The sequence below is a fragment of the Streptomyces sp. NBC_01439 genome (assembly GCF_036227605.1).
Lineage (GTDB): Bacteria > Actinomycetota > Actinomycetes > Streptomycetales > Streptomycetaceae > Streptomyces.
On the sequence record NZ_CP109487.1, the window covers coordinates 1 to 14,632 of the forward strand.

Sequence of the window (14,632 nt, forward strand, 5' to 3'; positions counted from 1 at the left end):
AATCGTGGACGAGGCGCACCGAACTTCCGGGTCGGCGGGGAAGGCGTGGGCGGATGTCCACCGCCAGGAGGTCATCCCCGCGATGCGCCGGCTCTACATGACCGCGACACCCCGGATCTGGATGGAACGGCCCCCGCGGTCCCGGGCGCAGGAGCGGGAGCAGGAGGAGGCCCGCCGGCGCGCGTCGGAGGAGGAGCGTCGGGAGCGGGAGGAGGCTGAGGCGGAGGGGCGGGTGTACGTCTCCCGGCCGCGGTGGGACCGGCTGCCGAAGGACCTCGCGTGCTCGATGGACGATCCGACGGTGTTCGGGCCGGTTGTTTATGAGCTTTCGCTTGGTTCGGCTATTTCGCGGGGGCTTTTGGCGAAGTATCAGATTGTGGTGGCGGAACTCACTGACCCTGTTGTTACTCCGCAGCGGCTGAATAGTGAGGAGCGGTATGAGGAGCAGTTGCGGGGGCAGCGGCTGGCGGCGACGCAGACCGCGTTGCTGGAGACGATGGCGGCGTACGGGCTGCAGACGACCATCACGTTCCACCACCGCACGGTGGAGGCGGAGGCCTTCGCCGCAGGTCTGGAGCGGGTCGCCGCGCGGCTGCACGCCGTCGACCCGGGGCGGCATCCGGAGCGGGTGTGGTCGGGGTGGCTGTGCGGGGAACACGAGGGTTCCCACCGGCAGTCCGTGCTCGCGGAATTCGGGCGCAGGGCAGGGCGTGCCGTGCTCAGTAATTGTCGAGTCCTGGGCGAGGGCGTCGATATTCGGGCCACCGACAGCGTGGCCCTGATCGATCCGAAGGGGTCGGCTGTCGATATTGTCCAGGCGATCGGTCGGGCTTTGCGGCAGAAGCCCGGTGAGGGGAAGATGGCCACCCTGATCGTGCCCGTGTTTTTGCGGGAGGGTGAAAAGCCGGAGGACATGCTTTCGTCGGATTCCTACCGCCCGCTGGTGCGAATTTTGGCAGGACTGCGGGCACATGATGAAAAGGCCGTGGAAATGCTCGCTATTCCACAGGAGAATCAGAAAAGGATCGTAGACCCCTCCCAGCCGGTCGGGAAGGCGCCGGAGGACGGCGAGGAGGAGTCGCGACTGCTGTTGCGATTCGCGACCCCGCGGGACCCGGCGTTGATCGCGAAGTGGATCAACTACCAGGTGATCAACACCGAGCGGCAGGACTGGCGTCGGGGCGCCGAGGCGGCGTACCGGTACCGGCAGCGCGAAGGGGACCTGGACGTCCCGTACGAGCACGTCGAGACCGCGGGGACGTTCCCCCTCGGCAGGTGGCTGTCGGACCAGCGGCGCGCGTACCGGGCCGGGACCATGACCGGGGAACGGGCGGCCGAGCTGGAGGAGCTGGGGGTCGTGTGGGACACCGCCGACGCCGGCTTCGAGGCCAACCTCGGGGCGGCGCGGGCCTACTACGACCTCCACGGGAGCCTCGCGGCGCCGCGGGGCGCAGCGATCATGGACGTCCAGGTCGGGCAGTGGCTCACGAACATCCGCCGCCCCGGCGGGCTCGGGAAGGACCCCGTACGCGCGGAGCGTCGGGCGGCGTCGCTGGCCGCGGTCGATCCGGACTGGAACCCGGCCGAACGCGGGTGGACGGTGGACTGGCAGCGGCACTACGCCTACCTGGCGCAGCTCCTCGCCGAGGGCGCCCGCCTGACCGCGGTCGTGCCCGGTGTGACCCGGCACGGAGACGACGTGGGGCGGTGGCTCGCCGCGCAGCGCAGGAACTGGGGCCGGCTGAACGCCGAGCAGCAGCGGCGGCTCGCCGAACTCGGCGTGAAGAAGGCCTCACGGGCCCGTACGGCCGCGCCGAAGACGACCACGAAGTCCGGGCCGCGGGCGGGCGGGGAGGCTTTCCAGAAGGGCCTGCAGGCCCTGGCGCAGTACGTGGCGCGGGAGGGCCGGATGCCGGGGCGCGGCGCGGTCGAGGAGCTCCCCGACGGCCCTCACCGTGTGGGCATCTGGGTCGGGAACCAGAAGGCCCGCCGCGACCGGCTCGACACCGCCCAGCTCGGCGCGCTCGCCGAGCTGGGCGTGGACTGGGCGCGGTAGGCGCCGTCGGGGTGGCTGCCGGTCGGCAGATGCTGTGTACGGTCCCGCTCCGGGCCCCGTACCCGCCCCGCGCGGGGGTGTTACGGGCGGTCGGTCCTCTTCAGCGGGGGGCGCAGCAGGGTGCCCGCGAGGAGGAGCACGCCGAGGATCTGCAGCCAGAGTCCCGCGCCCGCTGCTGCTGCGTTCTGGAACCAGCGGGCGGTCGGGGTGGTGGCCGGTGAGGTGCCGTCGGCCAGCCAGTACCAGAGCTGCCCGGCCACGATCAGCACGACGCCGGCCACCAGGCAGCTCACCTCCCGAGCACTCAGCACCGGCCACCGGCCCCTGGAGGCCTGCCCGGTCGTGTTGTCCACCATCGGCTCTTCCTTCTCCCCTGCGTCGGCCCTGCCCCCGGTACAAGGCCTTGACCGCCTTCGAGGTCACGGCCGGACCCCGGACCCTCCTACCGGGCCGTGACGCTGAGCACGCCGTTGTCGTCCCGCCGACCGGACCGGGATCTGGATCGGGAACATGAAGGCCCGCCGGGACCGGCTCGACCCCGGCGCAGCTCGCCATACTCGCCGACCTCGGCGTCGACTGGGCCTCGTCGTGCTGGGTCGATCGTTTCTGAACGGGCTGTCCACATCTGTCCATTCGGCGATCCGGGACCGTGATGGTGGGTCTATGAACATCATCGACAACGTCGTCTCCGGAATCGTCCTCGCGTTGGTCTTCGGGGCCGCTCGGCAGGCCCGAGTCGTATGGCGCAGGCGCCGTACGGCGCGCGCCGCGGGGGGCGGGTCCCTGGACACGCAGACGGCGGCGCACGAGCCGGTGAACAATGAGTCGGCCGCTTCGGCGGGGAAGGAGTAGGGACCGTGGGACGTGCAGGAGACATCACGCCGCCGGAGCTGCCGCCGGGTGCTCGTCGGGATTTCAACCGGGCCCTGCACCACCTGTACCGCCGGGCGGGGCGGCCCAGCATGAGGACGATCGCTGCGGCGCGGGGCTTCAGCCACGGCGCGGTGCAAAACGCCTTCGGGCTGCCGAAGGTGCCCAGCTACGAGGTCATGGAAGCCGTCACCGGGTACTTGACCGAGCAGGTCAGGGACTGGGGCCGGGACGCGAACCACAAGGACCCGATCGGCAAGGAGCTGCTGCGGCTGGAGAAGCTGTGGCACCAGGCGCAGTACGAAGCCGACCGGGTCGCCGCCCAGGGCGCTCCGCCGGACATGTCCGAGTACACGCGGGACCTGCTGTACGGGCTCAGCCCGGCCTGCTCCATCCCGACGTGCGGCAAGACCCGGGAGCTGGACCGCCCCTACGACATCGTGGCCCTGGAGGACCCCGACGAGGAGAAGTTCTCGCAGTTCCCGGCCATGCGTCCGACCGGGCTGTCCCCGCAGGCCCCGAACCCCTGGCTCCTGCTCCGCCTGTGCCGCAGCTGCCGGCGGCGGCGCGACGCCGGTGAGTTCACCGGTCAGGAACTGCGTGAGGCCCGGTACCGCCTGGACCGGCTTCCCGGAGCCGCACGGCACTACGCCGCCTACCTCGACCACATCCTGCTCGGCGCCGAACCCGCCCTCGACATGAACGTCGCCGGCTCCGCACTCGCGATCATCATGAACGATCCGGAGATGGCGGCCTCCCCTTACGTCCTGGGCCACGGCCTGATCAAAGTGGACCGCGCCAACGGCTCTCTCGATTGGGGACGGCACCCCTGCGAAGACGAACACCCGCAGGCTGAACAGCCGCCCGGGGACGCGCCCCCCGCCCCTCCGCGACGGGAGCGACGGGGCTGAAGCCCGGCGTGGGTCAGGTGCGCGGGTAGTCGTGGCCCGGTGGCGGGTACTGCCGGCCGGGAAGTTCGGCGACTCCGAAGAGGACGATCCGCTCGAACTCCGACAGCTCCCCCGGCAGGCCGGATCCGTCGTCGGCGGCCTCGTCGATCGCCTTCAGCAGGCGCATCGAGCGCTCCTGGTCCGCCTTCGCGCGTGCCGAGGACGGCCGCACCGGCGCGGGGGCGTCCGGGTCGGGTTCGGCGGGCTGCGGGAGGTGCAGGACGCCCGAGCGCCACGCACCGGCCAGCACCACGATCCCGGCCAGCAGGGTCAGGGCCGTGCCCACGACCTCGTACCCGGACCACTGCGCCCACCAGCCGGCCGTGGCCAGCACAAGCCCCGCCAGCGCGCTGCCACCGGCCCGGCGCTGCCTGCCTGACATCACCATCCGTCTCCCCCTCTTCCTCGCGGTTCTTCCCCGGTCAGGTGCCTGGCGCGGTGCCGGCTTCGCGGGCGGCGTGCCGCTGGACTTCCTCCGACGGCGCGACCAGCGGTCCGGCCGGAGGCGGGGCCGACTGCGGCCGGTGGACGGCGCCCCGGTACAGGGTGGCGACGCCCGCCGTGCCGGACAGGACCGACAGGACGAAGTCCGCCTGCGCCATGCCGAGGTGGCCCGCCCTCCAGGCGGCCGCGAACAGCAGGCCGGTCAGCAGAAACCCTTCGACCGCGATCCGGTCCCGGCCCGGCAGCGCCCACCAGGCCGCCCGCGCCCGCTCCGCCCGCAGGCCCCACAGTCCGGGAGTCTTCGCCGTCACCGCGTACGCCCCGCGCCCCTGGCCGGTGCGGCCTGCTGCCGGTGCGCGGGTACCGCGGCCTCCGCCGGGGCCTGCCGGCCGGGGGCCGCGGCGGCGGGGGTGGTGGTGGAGCGGGAGCGGGCGGCGGCCGCGGAGACCCGGGGCCGGGCGGGGGCCGGCGTACCGGGCGGGGTGGTCAGGGAGGTGAGGGTGGCGTCGACGAGGCGGCCGACCAGGGCGCTGCCGGTGGCTTCCTGCCAGGAGGTGCCGCTGGTGAGGCGGTTCAGGTGCTGGGCGACGGTGTCGGTGCCGTGGTGTTCGCCGAGCTGCTGCATGCGGGCGGCGAGCAGCGGCCACGGGCGTGAGCCGATCAGGAGCCCGGCTTCCTGCTCCGGCAGGACCTGCTTGATCATCGCGACCATCTGGGAGTGCGCGGCCGGTTGCACCCTGAGTTGTTTCAGGGCGCGGGGCCGGTTGCCGAGGTCGAGGTCGCGGGGAATGGTCAGGCCCTCGGTCAGCGGGCCCCATACCCGCTTCGCATCCGAACTCGCAGGAGCGGGCGCGGGAACGGGCGCGGGCGCGCCCGCAGGGGTGGGTGCCGGAGCGGGGACCGGGCGGGCGGGCGCGGCCCACGGGTCACCGGCCGCGCCCATGCGTTCGGCCAGCACATCCCTCGCGGCGCCGACCGCCGCCCCGGGAGCAGGAGCGGGCGCTGCGGGGGCGGGGATCGGTCGGGCGGGCGGTGCCCACGGGTCGTCGGCCGGTACCCGGGCGCCGGCCGCGGGTGCGGGAGCCGGAGCGGCGGCCGCCGGGGCCCCGGTAGGGGCGGTCGGGGCCGTGGTGGGGGCGGGGGTGTTGGCGGCGGCCGCAGTGACCGCGGCGACGGCCTGGTCGACGCCGGCCCCGGCGCGGTGGGCGTCGGTGAGGATCCGGGCGACATCGATCCCGGCGGCGTCGAGGCGGCCCATCGCGGCGGCGATGTCGGGCCAGGCCGGGGAGGCGAGGATCGCGTCGCGGACCAGGCCCTCGGGCATCGACGTGCGCAGGAGGTCGGCCCAGCGGTCGGTGCCCTCGGCCTTGATACGGGCGGCGTTCGCCGTGACGGCCTGGTGGACCCCGGCGGTCATCCGCCCCATCTGCGGCAGGAACACCCCGAGGTCGACGCCGGCCTGCTGCAGGCCGACGAGCTGGCGGGCCATCCGCGGCCAGTCGGTGTCCTGCATCAGCACGGCCAGGATGTCGTCGCCGAGGTGGCCGCGCAGCTGGTCGGCCGACCAGCCCGGCGCCATCTTCTCGGCGTCCTCGCCGAGTTCCTCCTCCCGGCCGGTGAGGCGTTTCTGGGCGGCGCGGCGGACCGCGTCGGAGATGGCCAGCACCAGGCGGTAGGCCATCGCCGCGGTGTGCGCGGCCTCCCCGAGGGCTTCGGCAAACGGCTCGGGCAGCGGCGGGTATCCGGACGTCATCGGCAGCTTCCTCGGATCGGGTTCAGCGCGTACGGGACGGGCCCGGCCGACCGGGTTCAGGGCGCGGCCGGACCGGTACACCGGTAACGGGCGTAGCGGCGGGCAGGCCACGGCCCGGCGTGCGCACCACTCGACCGGTGCGCGGCTTCGTCGTCGGGGGCGGGGTACCGGTAAAGCCGGCTGCCTCGCGCAGCAGGACGGCGGCCTCCGCGGCGGCTCTCGCCTGCGCCCGGTGCTCCTGCGCGCGGTGCCAGAAGGCGGCGGCCTCCACCGCCTCCACCAAAGCGATCAGCAGGGTGAGGACGACCGCGGCGCCTCCCCCGCGGCCGGCACGCGGGGCGTGCTCCAACGCCCGCGCGGCCGAGCGCCATCCGGCACGGGCGCGGCCCTCCAGGGAGCGGGCGCCGGGGGCGCGGGCGGCCTGCTCGAAGGCGTCGGCCGCCGCGCGGACACGGTCACGGACCAGGGCCGGAGAGTGCTCGGCGGCCACCGCCAGGAGGTCGCCGAGCGCGGCGACATCCCCGGCACCATCAGCTTGACCGGCGCGGCCCAGGAGCGCGGAGGCCTCCCGGATCCGGTGTTCGGCCAGCGCCCAGTCGGCCGAGGTGACGGCGGGGGTGAAGCGTTCGCGGACGCGGGGCAGGGACAGGTCGTAGGCGAGCGTCGACCCGGAGAACCACACCAGCCGGCTGCCGCGGTCCGCGCGGTCGCCGGGGAGCGCGACCGCGTAGCCGACCAGGGTGCCGTCGTCACCGTGGCGCTCCCGCACGCGCAGGCCCGCGTCGCGGAGCCGGTCGAGGAAGTCGGCGTCGCCCTGCGCGAGCGCGGCCGCGATGCGGACGGTGCGCTGCAGGGATTCGCGGGCGGTCTCGGCCAGGCCGCGGCGGGCGGCTTTCTCGGCCTCGCCGGTGACCGGGCGGCGGCGCGCGGTCCGGTCGAGCGGCGACATCAGCGTGAGGCCCCAGCGGGCTTCGAAGACGCGGGCGGCGGCGTGCATCGCGGGGATGTCGCCGCGTACACGGGGATGCCGGCCGTCCTGGCGGGCGAGGGTCGCCGCGATGTGGATGTGATCGTCCGCGTGCCGTACGGCGACCCACCGGCAGGCGTGTTCGTCGCCGTGCTCGGCGATGCCCGCGGCGTGCACCATGGCGGCGGCGACCTCCGCCCATTCGGCGTCCGACAGGGTGCGGTCGCCGGCGTGGTTGCGGACCGAGACGTGCCAGACGTGCTCGGCCGGGCGTGGGCCGCGCAAAGCTTCGACGGGGGCGTCCAGGAGCAGTGCCAGGCCGGCGAGCGTCATCCGGCCGGGGTCGCGGGCCGGGCAGGGCAGGTCCGGGTCCCAGGCGGCGATCAGGTGGGGGTCGGTGTGCTCGTCGCGCTCCCCGGGACCGAAGAGGTACTCCAGGAGCTCGACCGTCTCCGACCCGCCCGGCGCCTTCTTCGGCATCACGACCGCGAGCGCCTCTCCCGCATCACCGCGACGGTCGCCTCATCCACGCGGGCCACCGCGTCCAGGGCGCGTGCCACGACGTCGGCGGCTGTGGCCGGACCGCCGGCGGCGGGCGGGTCGGCGGCGGCCAGGGCGCGGAGCGCGGTGACGGTCTCCCGCAGATGGACCCGGGCCGCGATCAGCTCCCGCAACACGTCGCTGGCGTCACGGGAGACCGGCACCAGGGTGTGTTGGGCGACCGCCATCACCTGACGTCCCGCCCACGACGCGGGCGACATCCCCTCCCGCCCCGCGGCCAGCCGTAGGACCTCCAGCTCCGCGTCGTTGAACGACAGATTCACCCGCCGGCCACGCGGCTCGGACGTCAGCCGCTCACGTCGGCGGACCCCACCGGACGACCCCTCAACACCCATCGATAACCACTCCCGAAAAGCGCCCGCAAGGGGCGGCGAATACACCGGGCCCTTCGGTGTCAGTCAGCCCGTACTGTTCCAGTACGCACTAACTGGCTGCCTATTTCTAATGCCTGAAAAATGGTGCAGGACCATGCGCCCGCGAGCCGGGAAACCAGGCGCGCCAACACGCGGGCGACACCGTCCACCCCGCAACCCCGCACCCACCCGCGGGCGCCCACCCCGCAACACCGGCAACCCCACACCAACACCGGCAACCACACACCGCCACCCCGGGCGCGCCCCCCACCGCGACCCCGACCCGACACCACCCACACCCCCGACGCCGGCCACCACACCACCCACACCCCCGACCACCCCCACACCCCCGACCACAAAGAAGCGACGACCACCCCCTGGTTGAACCGCTCTCCACGCGGGTCACCTGCCCTGGCTGGACGCGATGGCAGACCTCGCGAACCACTGGTTTGGCGAACCACCCACCGGCGTAGGCCGATGCTTCATAGGGTGGCGAAATGGCGCGCTCCTGGACTCGACTGCACGAACATCTGGGCCGCCCGATGGGCCCCCTTACCCACGGGATGATCATGGACGCCGTGGCCTCGAAGCTCGGTGAAACGGACGACCTCGACTGGAAGAAGCAGCTGCCCACCTTCGTGCCCAAGCCGGGCATCTGGAACGAGTTCGCCAAGGACGTCACCGCGATGGCGAATACCCGCGGCGGCCTGCTCGTGTACGGGGTCACGGACGACATCGAGGCCGTCGGCATCGACCTCGCCGAGGTGAATGAGCAGCAGCTGACGCAGACCCTCCGCAACGGAGTCCAGCCCTACCTGTCCGGCGTCGACATCATCCCTCTGCCCGCACCGGGTGGGGGCGGTCCCGACTTCCTGATCGTCGACGTGACACCGAGCGAACTCGCGCCGCACTTCCAGTACGGATGGGAGCAGAAGGACAAGGACCGGGCGACCTTCAACGCGCCCTACCGTGTCGGGAGCGAGACCTTCTACATGTCCGAGCATCAAGTCGCGCGTGCCTATCAGGAACGCTTCTCGCGGCAGGCGCGGGCCGAGACAGCTCTCGCCGAACTTGTTCAGCAGGCCGCCTCAGTCGTCCTCGGTGAGTCCGTGCCGGGATGTGCGTGGCTGGTCGTTGCGGGGCGTCCCTCACGGCCGGTGCCGCGCCTGGTGCCCGCTCCGAGCCGTGCCGAGGCCAAGGCCGTCCTGCTCGACGGCGTCAAGACCGCCGCACGGCTTCGGGCTCACAGCGATCCGTACGGGGTCCGCGGCGCTCTGTCCGATCGGCTCAGCAACGGCATGCACGTGGGGCTGCGGCGCTGGGTCGACAGCAACATCCTCGTGCCGGAACTGCGAGGCACACAGGCTGGAGCCATGGTCGAGCTCCACCATGACGGAGGGGTCGTCGTGTGTGTCGACCTGAGTCACCCCATGCCCAGTCAGATAGGCGCGGCCTTGGTCGACACCTGGACGCTTCCCACCGCTCTGGGCGAAGCCGTCGCGGTCATCGACGCCCACCGCCGACGCCGCCTGCTCGACTCCACCGTGGACATCACCGCAGCCATCGTGGCCGACGGCAACAACGGACCAGACTTCCGGTTCCTGGCCTGCGGGTACGACATTGGCCAGCCCCGCGCGATCGAGCGGGCACGGCAGCCCCTACGCGTCATTCCGGCCACCACGGAACTGCCACCGATCGCCGACGACGACGTTCTCCAGGCGACCGGGAAGGAACTCGTCGAAGGGCTGCTGCACCAGTTCGGGATCAACGCGCACTGAGGCCAGGGCACACGCAGGAAGGACCACACACCACGATGGATCTGAGATGCCTCCACCCCGGCTGCGGGCAGAGCTTCAACGCCGCAGCCGGCTACGAGATACGGTCCGCTGCCCATCACGCCTTGGTCGCCGGACACCCCTACGCCGCGTTTCGCGGGGGCAGTCACAGCACCCTCGCGCACTCCGCGCAGAGCGCCGCTTCGACCGGCGTCTACGGTCTCCCCGCCCAGACACCGAAGCGACCGGCGGCCGTCACCGTTCCCGGGCCGTCCCCTACGGCCATCGGGTGCGGGCTCATCGTCACCTTCGCCGTGATCATCGCGCTCGCGGGATCCTGCTCAACCACCGGTAGCAGTGGTCCGCAGAACGACCGCCAGAAGTGCGAGGAACAAAGCTCTCAGAGCGACACCATCCGCTTCGGCGACTGCAAGGGGATGTTCCCCGGCCAGCCCGGCCTCAGCGGATGGGATTGATCTGACACACCCTCATCAGATATCGGCCGAGCGTTCCTCTTCTTGATCAGACGGCTGACCTTTGGGTACCCTCCGGCCAATACGGTGTGTGACGCACGGGAGACATCCTGTGTGCAGTCCGACGGCGCATGGGGGTGGGCTGTGCCTGACTCGATAGCCGTGCCGGTGGGTGTCCAGCCGATCAGCTTCGACGTTCACGCGGTCCGCGGGGGAAGTGCCGGCGGGGCGCGCGACGACTTCGAGTCGATGGTCGTTCAGCTCGCCGCCGCGACGACCCCCGGCGTGCTCGTGCGGTCCGTCGCCGCCAACCCGGGCGACTGGGGTATCGACGCCTTCGCCGGAAATCTCGGTGGGGCGATCACGGTGTGGCAGTCCAAGTACTTCATGCCGATCACCACCAAGAAGCACACGCAGCAGGTCCAGGACTCGCTCGACAACGTGCTGAAGGCAGCCGTCAAGAACGGCCACACCATCGCCAGCTGGATTCTGTGCATCCCCTCCAGCATGGACGGCCCCATGACGGCCTGGTGGGACAAGTGGAAGAAGGCCAAGGAGAACGAGCACAACCTCGTGATCCAGCTCTGGGACGAAACCGCCCTCCGCAAGAAGCTGCTCAGCCCCGAGGGCGACGACGTGCGTCGCGGCTTCTACGAGACCTACGCGCAGGCCGCCCCTTCCCCCGTCGAGCAGCTTCGGCTGGTGCTCGAAGTCGAGGACGACAAGGCGGCCGCTCTCGGCTCCGCGTTGTTCATCCGGCAGATGACCGAGGCCGGTCACGAGGAGCTGGACTCGGCCAAGCGCCAGTTCTTCAATGCCGATCTGGTGGCCCGCGAGATCGCGCACAAGGGCGTGGCGGCAGAGGTGGCGGCGCTCAGCTCGGCCGACGCGACCCTGCACGGGTTGTGGGAGATGCAGTTCAACGAATGCGCCGCCGAGAACATGATCCCGTCTCTGCACTCTCGTGTCTGGCGGGACGTCCGCATTGAGCACGACAAACTGCCGAAGGCTCTGCGCCTGGAGCTCGTACACAGCTGGGGGCTGGTGCACCGGCTGGTGGACAACCGAAAGGCCGGCTGGGTCAAACACTGGCGGCAGATCGCCGCCGAGCACACCGACGGCTGACCGCCGTCTCCTGTCCTGTCAGACCTACGAGGGGTTCGTTGTGGAAGCACACCGGCCGGTGATGATGCCGGAAGACCAGGTGACGTTCCGGCTCGCGCAGCTGCTGCTTCTCCTCGACGCCGTCGCCGGGCAGGACGCGAAGGGGGCGAGCCTGGAGCGCCTGGGCTACTACGACTTCCTGTCGGCGAACCCCTTCCTGGTCGTCGCATCCGACGGCCGGGAGGGCAACCTGCTGAGGCTGGCCGGGTTCGATCCGCAGGTTCTCTCGTACGCGTCGTCCTCGCAGCGCTTCACCAGCCGACGGGAGCGCATCCAGCACGACCTCGCGCTGCTCGTCGCCTACGGGTGCTGCGAGGTCCACAACCGCAACGGCTCCTTCGTCTACTCGATCAGCAACCGCGGCCGGGACCTCGGTGCGCGCTTCACCGCCACGTATGCCGCGTCGTTCACCACGGCGGCGTCCATCGTCGTGCGTCACCTCCGCAAGCTCAGCGACAAGGCACTGCGGGAGCAGACCGCACGCTGGCTGCGGCCGGACGGGGAGGGCGGGCCCGGAGCGGCGCTCCTGAGCGTTCTGGGCTCGGGACCGCAGGCACCTGACATGCCCTGGGAGGGGTGACCGCCATGCAGCCTCTGCCTGGAATCCGGATCCGGCGTCTGCGTCTGGCAGGCGTCAGCCGCACCTACGACGTCGACTTCACCCACGAGCAGCGGGTGCGGGGTCTGTCGGTGGTGGCCGGGGCGTTCAGCTCCGGTAAGACCGCGGTGTTGGAGTTCGTTGCCTACGGCCTGGGTGCGAAGCGTCATCCGCGGCATCCGGAGGTGCTGCGGAAGGTCCGCTCCTGCCTTCTGGAGGTGGAGCTGTCCGGCGAACCGTACGTGATCGAGCGGGCTGTCGGGGAACCGTCGAAGGCCGCCTACGTGCGCCAGGGGACGCTGGACCAGCCGGCGCCGGCCAAGCCTGAGAGCAGGCTCATCGAGCCGGCGGGCTCGCCCGAGAGCCTCTCCGCGCTGCTGCTGGGTCACTGCAAACTCGAAGGCGTCCAGCTGCGGGAGGCCCCGACGAACCGTGAGTCCCGCACCGATCCCCTGAGCTTCCGGGACCTCATGGCGCTGGCGTTCCTGCCGAACGAGCGCATCGCCTCCATGAACTTCCTCTCCGAGAACGAGTTCATGAAGAAGCACAAGCTGAAGCAGGTCGTCGACGTCGTCTTCGGCGTCCACGACGACCGTGCCGTCGAGCTTGGCCAACGCATCAAGGAGCTGGGCAGCCGGCTGACCCAGGCGCGTTCTGAACTCGCCGCGGCCCGCGCCTTCGTCGAAGAACAAGACCTTCCCGTGGGCGACGCGCTCACGACCCAGACCTACGAGAACGAACTGCTGGAGCTGAACGCACAACTCCGGTCCCTGGACGAGAACGGGCAAGCCGACGCCGTCTTCCCCAAGCGTTTGCGCCGCGAGCACCAGCAAGCCGCTCAGCGCGCCCGACGTGCTGCTGGCGCCGTACGCGACTGCGAGACACAGCTCGCCCGCATGATGCCGCTGCGGGCGCAGTACGCGGATGACCTCGTCAAGCTCAACATGCTGGCCGAGGCGCAGCGCCTGTTCGACCCCTTGAGCGTCACGACCTGTCCTGCCTGCCTGCACAGGCTTCCTTCTCCCCCCTCGGTGGAGAACGGGGTCTGCGGCCTGTGCAGCCACGAGCTGCCCGGCGACGACGGGCACCTGACGCTCGGTACCTCCGACGCTGAGCGCTCGCAGGATGAGGGGCGGCTGAACGTCGCTTCCGAGATCAGGGCCACCAAAGCCCGTCTGAAGGAGATCACCGACTACGTCGAAGGCCTCGACAGCTCCCTCGCGGCCCTGAAGCTCCGGGCGGAGGACGCCGAACTCGCCGAGGAGCAGGCCGCCGCCGCAGTCGACCAGGCGACGAGGCCCAGGGTCACCCCGTTCCTCGCCGCTCGTGACGACCTCCAGCGCCGGCGCGAGGACCTCCTGCGTCACCTTCAGCACGCCGAGAGCGCAGCCAGGCTCCAGGGCGGGCTGGAGAAGCGGGCCGCGCTGGTGGAACGGCACGAGACGCAGATCGCCCGCCTGCGGGAGGAACTCGACCGGCTGGGTGATGCCGCGCAGGACCGTGACCTGGTTGTCGGCCGCATCAGCGTCCGGTACAGCGAGCTGCTGCGGCAGTGGCGCTATCCGAAGCTCAGCCAGCCCATGATCGACACGAACCTCGTCCCGTACGTGCGCGGCGACTCCTACCGCGAGGCCTCATCCGGCGCCCGGACGCTCCTGACCCTGGCCTGGCAGCTCGCCGTCTTCGAGGTGGCCGTCGAATCCTCGGCCGCCCACCCCGGCTTCCTCATGATCGACAGCCCGCAGAAGAACCTCGGCCACGGCGGCACCCGGGACGCGGCGATCGCCGACGCGATCGCCATCGACGACTTCTACCGCCACCTGACCAGCTGGCTGGCGGAACAGGGCTCCGGGGCGCAGGTGATCATCGTCGACAACAGCCCGCCGCGACTCGTGGAGGACAACGTCGTCGTACGGTACAGCCGCAGCGAGGAACGGCCTCCCTACGGCCTGATCGACGATGAGACCACAACGGACGAGGGCGACGGGGACGAACGACTGGCTCACCCCGGCCAGGCCTGACAGCCACCCCGCGGAGCAGCATCCCGCCACGGACGTGGGGTGCCTCGGCGCTATCTCGGGCCGCGGGTCCGCTGCACGTTCCGGGTGTCGTACTGCGCGACCCACTCGGCGACGTCGTAGCAGTCGGCCGGCGGGAAGGCGACATCGGGCACAAGCCGGAGCGCCTCGGGGATGTCCGCGCCCGGGTGCACCTCGCGGACGTGATCTCGGGCGCGAGCCAGCGCCCGGTCCAGCCGGCCGCAGTCCAGGACCAGCTCACCGAACGCCCCGCACAGGGCGCACCGGACGTACGTCACCTCGACCGCGGTCCGCATCCCGAACGGCAACCGCTCCACCATCTCCATGCCCTGCCCAACGCAGCCGGGTCACGCCGGACACCGGCAACACGGGCGGAAGTAGGGGTGGGGCGGCCCGGGGGTACTGCAGCCCCCAGAGCGCTCTGGGCCCCGGGCCTCACCCGAGCACGCCATATCGGCACGGGCTACCCGGACCCTAGCCTGATCGGCAGCCCCGCTCATGCGGGGCCGCCGATCCGGTCGCCTGACGCGGTTCGGGCAGCCGGGACCCGGGCAGACCCGGGAGATGAAGTTCCCGGGGCGGTGTGCGGCCCTGCTGGACAACAACCACCGGCCGAGCCGGCCGTCATC

15 protein-coding genes are annotated in these 14,632 nt (G+C 71.5%); 8 read left to right on the forward strand and 7 right to left on the reverse strand.

Annotated elements, in window-relative coordinates:
• A partial coding sequence (locus OG207_RS00005) for a helicase associated domain-containing protein (RefSeq protein ID WP_329094615.1) occupies nucleotides 1-2,056 on the forward strand: 2,056 nt, incomplete at its 5' end.
• 80 nt (nucleotides 2,057-2,136) lie between these two features.
• Here OG207_RS00005 and OG207_RS00010 read toward each other — a convergent pair.
• Nucleotides 2,137-2,412 (reverse strand): hypothetical protein, encoded by a 276-nt coding sequence (locus OG207_RS00010; protein WP_329094617.1) that lies wholly within the window; start codon nucleotides 2,410-2,412, stop codon nucleotides 2,137-2,139.
• Nucleotides 2,413-2,719: 307 nt separating this feature from the next.
• On the opposite strand from OG207_RS00010, the gene OG207_RS00015 reads away from it, so the two are divergent.
• Together OG207_RS00015 and OG207_RS00020 are read left to right on the forward strand one after the other, a co-directional pair.
• Nucleotides 2,720-2,908: a hypothetical protein gene (locus tag OG207_RS00015; protein ID WP_329094619.1), complete on the forward strand. Its 189-nt coding sequence runs from the start codon at nucleotides 2,720-2,722 to the stop codon at nucleotides 2,906-2,908.
• A gap of 5 nt (nucleotides 2,909-2,913) precedes the next feature.
• Nucleotides 2,914-3,837 carry a hypothetical protein gene (locus tag OG207_RS00020; RefSeq protein WP_329094620.1) on the forward strand — a complete coding sequence of 308 codons (924 nt, stop codon included), beginning with the start codon at nucleotides 2,914-2,916 and terminating at the stop codon, nucleotides 3,835-3,837.
• A 13-nt stretch (nucleotides 3,838-3,850) separates the two neighbouring features.
• Here the strand turns inward: OG207_RS00020 and OG207_RS00025 are convergent, their stop codons facing one another.
• The 5 genes from OG207_RS00025 to OG207_RS00045 are packed head-to-tail and all read right to left on the reverse strand — an operon-like array spanning nucleotide 3,851 to nucleotide 7,864.
• Nucleotides 3,851-4,258, reverse strand: a complete 408-nt coding sequence (locus tag OG207_RS00025; RefSeq protein ID WP_329094621.1) for a hypothetical protein — start codon at nucleotides 4,256-4,258, stop codon at nucleotides 3,851-3,853.
• Between the two features lie 40 nt (nucleotides 4,259-4,298).
• Nucleotides 4,299-4,631, reverse strand: a complete 333-nt coding sequence (locus OG207_RS00030; protein ID WP_329094623.1) for a hypothetical protein — start codon at nucleotides 4,629-4,631, stop codon at nucleotides 4,299-4,301.
• On the reverse strand, nucleotides 4,628-6,073 hold the full coding sequence (locus OG207_RS00035) for a hypothetical protein (RefSeq protein WP_329094625.1): 1,446 nt from the start codon (nucleotides 6,071-6,073) through the stop codon (nucleotides 4,628-4,630). Before OG207_RS00035 ends, OG207_RS00030 begins: the two co-directional genes overlap by 4 nt.
• Before the next feature lie 22 nt (nucleotides 6,074-6,095).
• Nucleotides 6,096-7,523 carry a mobilization protein gene (locus tag OG207_RS00040; RefSeq protein WP_329094627.1) on the reverse strand — a complete coding sequence of 476 codons (1,428 nt, stop codon included), beginning with the start codon at nucleotides 7,521-7,523 and terminating at the stop codon, nucleotides 6,096-6,098.
• On the reverse strand, nucleotides 7,520-7,864 hold the full coding sequence (locus OG207_RS00045; protein WP_329094629.1) for a hypothetical protein: 345 nt from the start codon (nucleotides 7,862-7,864) through the stop codon (nucleotides 7,520-7,522). Before OG207_RS00045 ends, OG207_RS00040 begins: the two co-directional genes overlap by 4 nt.
• Before the next feature lie 587 nt (nucleotides 7,865-8,451).
• On the opposite strand from OG207_RS00045, the gene OG207_RS00050 reads away from it, so the two are divergent.
• The 5 genes from OG207_RS00050 to OG207_RS00070 all read left to right on the forward strand — a co-directional run bounded on the left by OG207_RS00050 (nucleotide 8,452) and on the right by OG207_RS00070 (nucleotide 13,985).
• On the forward strand, nucleotides 8,452-9,732 hold the full coding sequence (locus tag OG207_RS00050; protein WP_329094630.1) for an AlbA family DNA-binding domain-containing protein: 1,281 nt from the start codon (nucleotides 8,452-8,454) through the stop codon (nucleotides 9,730-9,732).
• A gap of 35 nt (nucleotides 9,733-9,767) precedes the next feature.
• Complete coding sequence (locus OG207_RS00055; protein WP_329094631.1) at nucleotides 9,768-10,205, forward strand: hypothetical protein; 438 nt, start codon at nucleotides 9,768-9,770, stop codon at nucleotides 10,203-10,205.
• 141 nt (nucleotides 10,206-10,346) lie between these two features.
• On the forward strand, nucleotides 10,347-11,327 hold the full coding sequence (locus tag OG207_RS00060) for a serine/threonine protein kinase (protein WP_329094634.1): 981 nt from the start codon (nucleotides 10,347-10,349) through the stop codon (nucleotides 11,325-11,327).
• Between the two features lie 40 nt (nucleotides 11,328-11,367).
• Nucleotides 11,368-11,946, forward strand: a complete 579-nt coding sequence (locus OG207_RS00065; RefSeq protein ID WP_329094636.1) for an ABC-three component system middle component 2 — start codon at nucleotides 11,368-11,370, stop codon at nucleotides 11,944-11,946.
• Nucleotides 11,947-11,951: 5 nt separating this feature from the next.
• Nucleotides 11,952-13,985 carry a DNA recombination protein RecN gene (locus tag OG207_RS00070; protein ID WP_329094638.1) on the forward strand — a complete coding sequence of 678 codons (2,034 nt, stop codon included), beginning with the start codon at nucleotides 11,952-11,954 and terminating at the stop codon, nucleotides 13,983-13,985.
• 50 nt (nucleotides 13,986-14,035) lie between these two features.
• On the opposite strand, the gene OG207_RS00075 is transcribed toward OG207_RS00070, so the two are convergent.
• Nucleotides 14,036-14,329 (reverse strand): hypothetical protein, encoded by a 294-nt coding sequence (locus OG207_RS00075; protein ID WP_329094640.1) that lies wholly within the window; start codon nucleotides 14,327-14,329, stop codon nucleotides 14,036-14,038.
• Nucleotides 14,330-14,632 lie beyond the last annotated feature (303 nt).

Coding starts and splice junctions, on each gene's coding strand:
- OG207_RS00015 (WP_329094619.1), top strand. CDS start 2,720: ATGAACATCATCGACAACGTCGTCTCCGGAATCGTCCTCGCGTTGGTC.
- OG207_RS00025 (WP_329094621.1), bottom strand. CDS start 4,258: ATGTCAGGCAGGCAGCGCCGGGCCGGTGGCAGCGCGCTGGCGGGGCTT.
- OG207_RS00010 (WP_329094617.1), bottom strand. CDS start 2,412: ATGGTGGACAACACGACCGGGCAGGCCTCCAGGGGCCGGTGGCCGGTG.
- OG207_RS00035 (WP_329094625.1), bottom strand. CDS start 6,073: ATGACGTCCGGATACCCGCCGCTGCCCGAGCCGTTTGCCGAAGCCCTC.
- OG207_RS00050 (WP_329094630.1), top strand. CDS start 8,452: ATGGCGCGCTCCTGGACTCGACTGCACGAACATCTGGGCCGCCCGATG.
- OG207_RS00055 (WP_329094631.1), top strand. CDS start 9,768: ATGGATCTGAGATGCCTCCACCCCGGCTGCGGGCAGAGCTTCAACGCC.
- OG207_RS00070 (WP_329094638.1), top strand. CDS start 11,952: ATGCAGCCTCTGCCTGGAATCCGGATCCGGCGTCTGCGTCTGGCAGGC.
- OG207_RS00075 (WP_329094640.1), bottom strand. CDS start 14,329: ATGGAGATGGTGGAGCGGTTGCCGTTCGGGATGCGGACCGCGGTCGAG.